Source organism: Faecalispora jeddahensis (genome assembly GCF_000577335.1).
Classification (GTDB): Bacteria; Bacillota; Clostridia; order Oscillospirales; family Acutalibacteraceae; genus Faecalispora; species Faecalispora jeddahensis.
This window is the reverse complement of sequence record NZ_CBYL010000038.1, coordinates 26186-35139: the sequence shown is the minus strand read 5'-3', so window position 1 is coordinate 35139 and position 8954 is coordinate 26186. Positions and strand designations below refer to the sequence as shown.

Genomic DNA, 8954 nt, shown 5'->3' with positions numbered 1-8954 from the left:
TGCCTTCCTCGCGCGAATAAGCAAAACATCCCATGCGGTGAAACCGGATTTCTTTGACAAACTCGGAAAGCTCCGTGAAATCCTCTTCCGTTTCACCGGGGAAGCCGGTGATCAGCGTAGTGCGCAGCGTAATGCCCGGCACTTTTTCGCGGATTTTATGCAGCAGCGCCGTAATGGACTGCCGGTCGCCGCCGCGGTACATGGATTTGAGCATCCGGCCCGACACGTGCTGAAGCGGCAGATCAATATACTTGACGACCTTTTCCTGCCGGGCCATTGTGTCCAGCAGTTCATCGGTAATGTAATCCGGATAACAGTATAACAGACGAATCCAGCGCAAACCGTCGATTTCACAGAGTTGGTCGAGCAGCGCCGGCAGCATCAGGCGGCCGTAAAGGTCTTCGCCATAACGGCTGGTATCCTGCGCGATCAGGATCAGTTCTTTCGTGCCGTCCGCCGCAAGGCCTTTCGCCTCCTCCACAATGCTTTCCATCGGGCGGCTGCGGTAGCGTCCGCGGATCATGGGAATGGCACAGTAGGCGCAGCGGCTGTCGCAGCCCTCCGCCACCTTGATGTAGGAAAAATAGCTGGGTGTGGAGTGAACGCGCTCGCCATACAGAGGCAGGCGGTTCTTTGGCGGAAAGGATTCGGGGTTCTGCCCTTCGAGCGTTTGGCGGATGATATCGGCAATCTCGGTGTTGGCGCCGATGCCGACCACCGCGTCCGCTTCGGGCAGTTCCTTGCGGATTTCTTCACGGTAGCGCTCCGCCATACAGCCCGTGACGACAATGGCGCGAATCTGTCCCTCCTGCTTGAGCTTGGCCAGCTCGAGGATTTCGTCGATCGATTCCTGTTTTGCGTCGTCGATAAATCCGCAGGTATTCACGATCGCAACGTCGGCCAGCGCCGCGTCGTTCACCAGACAGAAGCCCTCGTTTTTCAGGGTCGCCATCATCATTTCTCCGTCTACCCGGTTTTTTGCGCAGCCCAGGCTGACCATTCCCACTGTTATTGCCATATTTGCTCCTCATCCAATTCTATGGTTTCATCCAGACAGCGCAGCGCCTGCCGAATCTCCGGCAGGCGGTACCCCATCCTTTGCAGAGCGTTCACCGCTCTGCGCCGCTGTTTTTCATCCCTTGCGGCAAGGGGGTATTTCTTTTCTAGTAGCTGCCGGATTTTTTCCTCCGGCGGCGGGGCCAGCTCCTCGACGATCTCCTCTGCCAAGGCAGGGTCTACCCCTTTACGGCACAGCTCCAGCCGCGCGCGCGACGACGAAAAGCCCTTTCGCCCCAGCAGCTCCGCGGCCAGCTGCCGCCCGCAGGCGGCGTCATCGAGAAGCCCCAGCTCTTCCATGCGGTCCGCGGCCAATTTGGCCGCTTCAGCCGGAAAATCACGGCGCAGCTTCTCTTCCAGTTCTCTTTTGAAATGGGCCCTGTGCTCCAGCAGGTACAACGCCTTCTCTCTGGCGCGCACCTCATAAGACTGCTGACAAAGACGGTAGAGCTCCTCGTCGGAAAGTTCCGCCCCCACGCGAATCCCCTCCCGGTAAAGAACGCCGGAATCCAGCTCCATGGCCGGTTCGCCGTCCATCACCAGCAGGGAAAGCCCCTTTCGATGGGGCCGGATCGCTGTGATCAGCATCAGTCATCCACCAGAATATCGATGTTCGCTTTGGAGGATGCTCTGCCGGATGCCGCGGGCTTTGCCGGCGGGGCCGCCTGCTCAATTTCGACCGGCTTGGCCGCTTCGGACGGTGCGGAAGGAGCCGCAGGCTTTTTGGGCGAACCGGAAGCCTTCGAGGGCAGACGGTCGGCATTTTCGCGCAGCTTCTGCTCGATTTCTGCCATGAGTTCAGGATTGCCCTTCAAAAACTCCTTGGAGTTATCGCGGCCCTGGCCCAAGCGGGTTTCACCGTAAGAGAACCATGCGCCGCTCTTCTGCACAATGTCGAGCTTGGCCGCAAGATCGAGAATCTCGCCCTCGCGGGAAATGCCCTGACCGTACATGACGTCGAACTCGGCCTCACGGAACGGAGGCGCGATTTTATTTTTGACCACCTTGGCGCGCGTGCGCGAGCCGATCTGCTCGGTGCCGTTTTTCAGCGTTTCGGTCTTGCGGATGTCGATTCGCACGGAAGCGTAAAACTTCAGGGCACGGCCGCCGGGCGTTACTTCCGGGCTGCCGTAGATGACGCCTACCTTTTCACGCAGCTGGTTGATAAAAATGGCGACGCAGTTCGATTTGGAAATCGCGCCCGCCAGCTTGCGCAGCGCCTGCGACATCAGCCGGGCCTGCAGGCCGACGTGGGAATCGCCCATGTCGCCCTCGATTTCCGCACGCGGAACGAGCGCCGCGACCGAGTCCACAACGATCACATCGATCGCGCCGGAGCGCACGAGCGCCTCGGTGATTTCGAGCGCCTGCTCGCCGGTATCGGGCTGAGAAACGAGGAGCGCGTCCACATCCACGCCGAGCGCGCGGGCATACACCGGGTCGAGCGCATGCTCTACGTCGATAAACGCGGCATAGCCGCCGTTTTTCTGCCCCTGCGCGATGCAGTGCAGCGCGAGCGTCGTTTTACCGGAGGATTCCGGCCCGTACACCTCTACAATACGCCCTCTGGGCAGGCCGCCGATTCCCAGCGCCATATCCAGAGAAAAAGAACCGGTGGAGATTGCTTCCACCTGCATTGCCTGATTTTGTCCCAGGCGCATAACGGCGCCCTTGCCAAACTGCTTTTCAATTTGCGCCAGCGCCGTATCCAGCGCCTTGCTTTTATCCACTGCCATGGAAAAACTCCTCCGCTCCAAAATTGTAATCACCGATCCGCTAAATAAATGCGCCGCCCTACGGCCCTTTTATTGAACAGGACCTTAAACAGGCGCGAACCCGCAGCAACTCACTCCCCGGCTTTGAGCACCATGCTCTGCGTGAACGGCATACGCCGTCTACCGCCGGGGAAAACCTGGTTTCATTATACTGTATTCCGAACGCAAAATCAATGGATTCGGCGAAAAAATCGAACGAATGTTTCGTGCCTCTGCCGCCAAATAAGCCCTGCAAAGGCTTACTCGCCGCGGTACACACCGGAAACCACGCGGTCGAACCCGTTAAAATCCTGATGAACCTGAATCCGTGCAAGGCCCACGCCGCGAAACAGCGCGGAGACCTGCTCTGCCTGCGTTTCCCCAATCTCAACAGCGGCAATTCCGCCGGGTTTTAAACGCGGCAGCCACACCTGTGCGATCGCCCGGTAAAAGTCGAGACCGTCGCTGCCGCCGTCGAGCGCGGTGGCCGGCTCAGCCTGCACCTCTTTTTGCAGCAGCGGAAGCTCCGAGGCTTGAATATAGGGCGGGTTCGAGATCACGGCATTGAGGTTCCAGAGCTCCGGTGCGGCATCCGCCTGTGTGATATCGACCTGTACCGCAGAAACCCGGCCGTCACCGTAGCGACCCAGATTCTTCTGCAAATAAGAGAACGCCTGCTCATACCATTCCAAACAGGCCACCCGGGCGTCGCCGCGCAGGCGGGAAAGCCCCAGACCCACGGCGCCCGTACCGGCACACAAATCCGCCACCAGCGGCGCAGGGTGGCCGCCGAGCAGCTCCGCGGCCGTGTAGACCAGCAGCTCCGTTTCCTCGCGCGGAATCAGTACTCCCTCCCCTACGGCAAGACGCATCCCGAAAAAATCCCATTCCCCCAGAATATACTGCAAGGGGCGACGGGAACGCCGTTCTTCAATGGTACAAAAAAATTCCTTGGCCTGCATGGGCGGAGCCTCTTCCTCCCCCCGCAGCAAAAGGCCCTGGCGATCCATGCCGAAGGCCCGCCGGAACAGGCAGATCGTATCGAAAGCGGGGCTTTCTACCCCCGCGCGCTGCAGCAGGTTTCTGCCCTGCTGATAGGCCTGCTGAAAGGTCATCTTACAACTCGGTCCTCTCCGTTTTCCGGAATGACTTCTTTCATGGCGCTGATCGCCACCTCGATCATCGAATCATCCGGTTCTTTGGTCGTCAGGCGCTGCATCCACATGCCCGGCGCGGAAATAATGCGGGTAAACAGATTGTCGTATTTGCCGCAGATGCGGATCAGCTCGTAACCGATCCCCATGAGAAGCGGCACGCACAAAAGCTTTGCCACAGTACGGACAAAGGGATTGGTAAACGGGATAAAGTACCCGGCAACGATGCCGAGCAGCAGCATAATCACCATAAAGCTGGTGCCGCAGCGCGGATGAAAGCGCTGATGCCCCCGGACATTCTCCACCGTCAGCTCTTCTTCATTCTCGTAGCAGAAAATCGTTTTATGTTCGGCCCCGTGGTATTGAAACACGCGTTTAATATCCGGCAGGCTGGCGCAGAACGCAATGTAGGCGATAAAGATCGCAATTTTCAAAAAGCCCTCGAACACGGTGCGCCACTCGGCAAAACCAGGGCCCCACAGGTAGGTCTTGCCCATGTTGAACAGCCAGGTAGGCAGCCAGAAGAACAGCCCCACGGCGATCAGCACACCGAGAATGGCGCTGACCGTCATGATCGCGTTCATCAGCTTGTCGCCAAAAACACGCTGCATCCACTGGTCGAATTTAGAGGGCTGCTCGTCATCCTCCAGCCCTGATTTTTCCGCCGAAATACTCAGCGCCTTGTACCCGACGGAAAGCGCGTCGATAAATCCGGCCACACCGCGCAGAATCGGCAGGCGCAGCAGGCTGTAACGGTTCCGTAGGCGACTGACTGCAATCTCTTCGGTGGAAACGGTGTTGTCGGGCATGCGCACAGCCAACGCGGTCTTGTGCGGGCCCTGCATCATTACGCCCTCCATCACGGCCTGCCCGCCGATGCTTGTGATCATTTTTGTTTTTTCTCTAGCCATTTTGTTCGGAATTCCTTTCTTCCGTCGCAGGCGCCGGCCTTGCCTCCGGCGCGGACTGCCTGAGTGTTGGTATCGTGATGGTCACGACGGTTCCGACTCCCTCCTGGCTTTCCAGCTCCAGGCGGCCGTCATGCAGGCGCATGATCTCGTCCGCCAGGGCCAGTCCGATTCCGGAGCCCCGCACCGTCTGGTTTGCTTTATAAAACTTCTTTTTCACGTTGGGTAGGTCTTTTGCAGAGATGCCGCAGCCCGTATCGCTGATCACCACCCGGATTTTTCCGTTTGCTTCTTCCGCGGTAACGGTGACGGTATCCCCTTCTTTGGTATATTTCAAGGCGTTGTCAATGATATTGACAAATACCTGCCGCAGGCGGTTGATGTCGCCCAGAACCGGAGGCAGAAGGGGCGGTTCCTCATATACCAGGAACTTGCCCTCTGCCTGCGCACGGTCGGTAAACATATACACCGCCTCGCCAAGCTCCGCCAGAATATCGATTTTGTCCATCATCAGCGTCATGCGGCCATTCTGCATGCGAGAGAAATCCAGAAGCTCCTCCACAATTCCCGAAAGCCGCTCCGATTCACGAATAATGACGCCCATGCCCTTTTCATACGTTTCACGCTCGGTCTCGTCCATGCCCTGCAGCGTTTCCGCCCAGCCCTTGATGGCCGTGAGCGGCGTGCGCAGCTCGTGCGACACCGAAGAGATAAAGTCGTTCTTCATTTTTTCCGCCGTGCCAAGCTCTACGGCCATTTTGTTGATGGTCTCACACAGCTCGCCGATCTCGTCTTTCTGGCGGTTCTGAATACGGGCGTCAAAGTCGCCCTGGGCGATCCGCTTGGCCGTCGCACTGATCAGCTTGATCGGGTCGACGATCGACTTGATAAAGTAAGAGCTGGAAAACACCACAAACAGGATGACGAGAAAGCCCATGATCAAAAGCCCGCCCACGATGGTGAGAATCTGCCGGTCGGCTTCTTCCAGAGAGACGATATAGCGGATGCTGCCAAGGGGCGAACCGGTCTGACTGCGGATCTCGCGTGTAACGGCCATCACCTTTTCACCAGAGGAAAGGCGGCCCTGCCAGGTTCCGTAGCCATCCTTGCTTGCCTGCGCCATCTGAACGTCCGGCATCGTCTGGTCCTGATCGGGCGGGAAGCCCGTGGAAGTGACGAGGATTCGGCCCGAAGTGCTCAGCACCATCATCTCCATCATCTGCTTGCTGGGCGAGTTTTCCACATAAGCGCGCGCCGCGCTGGAAAACTCCGACGCCGTCTTATTGTCATAACCGGCAAACACGTTGGTCAGCTCGCTCGAGCGCCCGTTGATGGTCTGTTGAATGCCGTTGTACACATAGCCCTGCACGACCAGCGAAAGGCAGAGAATCAGTGCGGCAAGGACAAGCAGGATAATGCCCAGGCTGTTCAGAATCCAGCGCCGGGTAATGCCCCATATCTTCATTTCTCCGCCCTCCTTTCGCGCTGTCATTTTATAACCATACAATTTAAAATAGTGGTGAGTATCTTCCCCCGCCTATGGCGGGGGAAGATACTTCTGTGCTGATGAATCCTGTTTTACAATGAATTTACTGTTACAGGCAGCTCAGAATCTGTTTTGTACCTTTCAGGCTGTGAAACAGATTTTTAAGCTTCCCATTTATAGCCCAGTCCCCAAACGGTCACGATATGCTTGGGGTTGGACGGTTCATCCTCTATTTTCATCCGCAGACGACGAATATTCACGTCCACGATCTTTTCTTCTCCGTAATAGGCATCTCCCCATACGTGCTTGAGGATGTCGGATCGGTCGAGCGCCTTGCCCGGATTCGAAAAGAAATACTCCATGATCTGGAATTCCACCTGCGTCAGCTCGATGGGAACATTCTCCTTCATCAGTGCGCGGTTACGCAGGTTCAGCGAGAAAATGCCGGAACGGATTTCTTCGCGGAAGTTGTTGCCGGTGCGCATTTCCGCCAAGGCCACCCGCCGGTACACCGCATCCACGCGGGCCACCAGCTCGCTGGGGGAAAACGGCTTTGTCACGTAGTCGTCCGCACCCATCATCAGGCCGCTCACCTTATCCATCTCCTGCGTTTTGGCAGTGAGCAAGATAATGCCGATCGAACCGCTTTTCTGGCGCAGCTCGCGGCAGACCGCGAGGCCGTCGTGCTGCCCGGGCATCATAATATCGAGAATGGCAACGTCAAACATGCCGTTTTCCCGCTCGTACAGCTCAAGAGCCTGATCCCCGTTTTCCGCCTCGGTCACCTCGTAGCCCGCGCGCTTGAGATTGATCACTACAAACTCGCGAATGGTCTGTTCATCCTCCGCAACCAATATCCTCTTCATTCGTCAGGTTCCTCCTCTGCCTGTTTTATTCCTGCGATGCGATCAGCCGGAAGCTGTTCGTAATATCGTTGATGTTCAGGGCCATCGGGTCATCCGGCTGAAGGATGGAAGCCGCATAAACAATCCCATTTTTCTCCTTCAGCTTATAAAAGCCCTTCGTGACCACCCCGGCGTTCCATTCCTGCTCGGTGAATTCCTGCAGCTTGAGCAGGCCCGTACTCACCGCGCCCGCGGCGGCATTGTTTGCTGTATTGGCGGCGGCCCCGGTCGCTGGAAGCCATTTGTAGAAGGTCAGGGAGCGCGCCTCCCGGTCTACCTTGACGGTGACCTTGACTTTGCCGCGCCACATCTCCGGAATCAAAAACCAATAGCCGCTCTTCTGGTTGATGACCATACTCATCACCGGCTGCAATATATTGTTTACGCTGTCGTACCGGTACCAGTTCGTCACGGCGCACGCTTCATCCGGCAGGGGCGACGAATACCCCGGCAGCGGGTTGACAATCGGGATTTCGATCAGCGTGTCGCCATTGATGTCGCGCGAGGTCACGCTCGTACTGCGCTGCGTGTAGTTGGCCGTCTGCGTGCCCGAATCCAGGAAGGGAGATTGCAGCAGCTTTTTCTTGGAATCCCAGAACAGCACCTCTGTCACATAATTGCCGCCGGCCTTTACCCCGTCGAGCACAATGCCGTACTGCGAGGAATTGATCATTCCCGCCGTGACCGCCGCGTATTTTGTCACGCCGATATCCAGATGTGCCGAACCGATGGTTTCCACCATATTATCCGTCACGCGCAGTAGGCGCGCAATGGCCGGCTGCTCCGCCGTGGAAACGGAGGCCGTAAAGATTTCGTCGTAGGTATCCCCGTCGAAATCGCGCACTTCCATTTCATTATAAGGCTGATTATAAGAAAGCTCCGTCATCTTTCCGTCATGGTAAGAGTAAATGCTGACCGAAGAAGTCTGATTTAAAACATTGCCCCAGCCGACGATCACATCATCCACACCATCACGGTTCACATCGCCAAAGCACACCTTATCCACCTGAGTGGCAGGATTATTGAAAGAGCCGACCTCCGCCCAGGTTTCGGACCCGCCGCGGATAAAGGAAATGGTCAGGCCGCCCTTCTGGTCGGGATTCTGATACAGCGCTATGGCATCCTCCGATCCATCGCCGGTTAAATCCCACATTAAAATAGCCGAGCGGTAATCCCCGCGGCTCGGGTAGCTCAGCTTTAGCTGATTGTTCGTTTTTTTCTCCAGCACCTTGTGAATCTGTTCTTTGTTGCCGGTAGCGCGCGGCGGACGCATCAGAGTCTGAGGGTCCAGGCTGACCGAGGAGCAGCCGGAGCACAGCACGGCCAAGGCCAGCACTGCGGCGATCATCTGTTTCCTCATGTCCTTTTCACGTCCTTTCCCCTTGCACAGGCTGAGCCTATATTTTTATTATATGGATAGAAATCCGTTTTTCAAAATCGTTTTTTCTGCGCGGCTCCACCACAGAGAGAATCCTTTTTGTCAGTTTACCTCTCGTGTCAACAGAAACCTGCGGCGAAGCCGCACCCAAAAACTGCGAGCCAACGAGAGCGCTCTGAAAATGCCCGCCGACAGACGGGACAACAAAACTTAATTTACCGGCAAAACCCGGAGAGTGGGCATTTCTTTGGAGCGCCTTTCCAGTAGCTTTTGTCGGCGCAGTCAGGGCTTGTTCCCCAAACGGATTCCAAAG

The 8954-nt window shown here is 56.9% G+C and carries 8 protein-coding genes; all 8 read right to left on the bottom strand.

Going from position 1 to position 8954, the window contains the following annotated elements:
• On the bottom strand, positions 1-1018 hold a 1018-nt coding region (rimO, locus tag TY09_RS13500; protein ID WP_042435387.1), incomplete at its 3' end, for a 30S ribosomal protein S12 methylthiotransferase RimO.
• A complete protein-coding gene (locus TY09_RS13495) occupies positions 1009-1644 on the bottom strand; it encodes a regulatory protein RecX (protein ID WP_042435384.1) in 636 nt (211 codons plus the stop codon). The genes TY09_RS13495 and rimO, both read right to left, overlap by 10 nt.
• Entirely contained in the window at positions 1644-2792 is a 1149-nt protein-coding gene (gene recA / locus TY09_RS13490) for a recombinase RecA (RefSeq protein ID WP_074432640.1), read from the bottom strand. Before recA ends, TY09_RS13495 begins: the two co-directional genes overlap by 1 nt.
• A gap of 278 nt (positions 2793-3070) precedes the next feature.
• Positions 3071-3925: a peptide chain release factor N(5)-glutamine methyltransferase gene (prmC, locus tag TY09_RS13485; protein WP_042435381.1), complete on the bottom strand. Its 855-nt coding sequence runs from the start codon at positions 3923-3925 to the stop codon at positions 3071-3073.
• Positions 3922-4875 carry a DUF1385 domain-containing protein gene (locus TY09_RS13480; protein WP_042435378.1) on the bottom strand — a complete coding sequence of 318 codons (954 nt, stop codon included), beginning with the start codon at positions 4873-4875 and terminating at the stop codon, positions 3922-3924. Before TY09_RS13480 ends, prmC begins: the two co-directional genes overlap by 4 nt.
• On the bottom strand, positions 4868-6337 hold the full coding sequence (locus TY09_RS13475; protein ID WP_042435375.1) for a sensor histidine kinase: 1470 nt from the start codon (positions 6335-6337) through the stop codon (positions 4868-4870). Before TY09_RS13475 ends, TY09_RS13480 begins: the two co-directional genes overlap by 8 nt.
• 182 nt (positions 6338-6519) lie before the next feature.
• Positions 6520-7224, bottom strand: a complete 705-nt coding sequence (locus TY09_RS13470) for a response regulator transcription factor (protein ID WP_009061035.1) — start codon at positions 7222-7224, stop codon at positions 6520-6522.
• Positions 7225-7249: 25 nt separating this feature from the next.
• Positions 7250-8623 carry an FG-GAP repeat domain-containing protein gene (locus tag TY09_RS13465; protein ID WP_035316501.1) on the bottom strand — a complete coding sequence of 458 codons (1374 nt, stop codon included), beginning with the start codon at positions 8621-8623 and terminating at the stop codon, positions 7250-7252.
• Positions 8624-8954 lie beyond the last annotated feature (331 nt).